The sequence below is a fragment of the Prevotella pallens ATCC 700821 genome, assembly GCF_000220255.1.
Taxonomy (GTDB): Bacteria; Bacteroidota; Bacteroidia; order Bacteroidales; family Bacteroidaceae; genus Prevotella; species Prevotella pallens.
Map to the genome: position 1 here is coordinate 1 of NZ_GL982522.1, position 1,431 is coordinate 1,431.

Consider the following 1,431-nt stretch of genomic DNA (forward strand, 5'->3'; position numbering starts at 1 on the left):
AGGGCTTTTTTGTTGTGTTTATATATTACTCTACCTATTTAGGGGTCAGTCCTAAAACCCAGTTGCAAGCCTATACTCTTAAGCGCATAATTTCATAAGCCTATATAAAAAGAAAGGAATATCTGTCACTCCTCTGAACTGTGCCCTGAAAGCCTTAACTTTAACCTGAACTCGGGGAATGATGTACGGGCGAGATAAATCTGCCCCTACGCCTACGGTGTGTTCGCTGTTATACATTTACACACTGAATAAACCTTGTGGTGTGTTTGTTGGATTATGAATGATGTACGGGCGATATGAATCTGTCCCTACGGTGTGTTCGCTGATATTACGCACTGAATAAACCTTGTGATGTGTTTGTTGGATTATGAATGATGTACGGGCGAGATAAATCTGCCCCTACGGTGTGTTCGCTTTATACATTTATGCAATGAATAAACCTTGTGGTGTGTTTGTTGGATTATGAATGATGTACGGGCGAGATGAATCTGCCCCTACGCCTACGGTGTGTTCGCTGTTATACATTTACGCAATGAATAGACCCTGTGGAATGTCCGTTGATATACATTTTAAGTAATAAATAAACCTTGCGGTGTGTTCGCTGATGTTACGCAATGAATGAGCCTTGCAGTGTGTTTGCTGAACATTCTGTGGACTAATATGTGCAACATATAGTGGTTTTGCTTGTTTTTATAAGTTACTGCGGCATATCTATCAATACTGCTAATTATTGTTTTCCACTGGGCGATTGCATTATTAATCAATAGAAAACTGGGCAATGGTTTCTTTTAACGCCTCTATTTCGTTAAAGTCGAAGTTGTTTGGCATAGCATCTATTAGTTTTATAATTCTCTTTTGCGTTGCTGTTTCTTGCAAAACGAGTATGTTTGAACGTTCATTATCTGATATGTCGAACGCCATAACATCTATTGTTTCAAATATTTTTAGTGCACAATAGTGAATAAAGTCGGCATTTTGCTCTTTTGTGAATCTGATGCAATATGCCAATGCTATTGCTGCGTTCTGTGCATATAGAGCTTCATTGCTTCCGTCTGTGTCGGTATCGGGAATTAGATATTCTACGAATGCTTGTACTTCCTCGCTAAAAATCATACAGCTATTAGCGAAATAAGCCAGCACACAGCTCTTAAAAAGCCTATCAATTGCACCCTCCACTACAATTGCTGCTGGTTCTTCTTCTTTGTTTTTCAGAAACTTATAAAGGCAGTTTTCTATTCTTTTAACGCAACAAACACCAAACAACAGTTGCTTGTTTGGGGGCAATGCGTCTATCAACTTGTTTATTTCTTCGTTCATTCCTAACAGTTTAGCTTTTAGTTCTTTCCATAAGTGTAGTATTTCTATCCAATTTTCTTTGTCGTGAAAAACTCTACTTTCGTTTACTTTGGGATATCCCATTGCAAAGATATT

At 38.2% G+C, this 1,431-nt stretch carries 1 protein-coding gene; it reads right to left on the minus strand.

Annotation, left to right across the window (positions count from 1 at the left end; all coding sequences use genetic code 11):
• Positions 1 to 756 precede the first annotated feature (756 nt).
• Positions 757 to 1,431, minus strand: a 675-nt coding sequence (locus tag HMPREF9144_RS13605; RefSeq protein WP_006046499.1) for a DUF416 family protein, incomplete at its 5' end; no start/stop codon positions are given.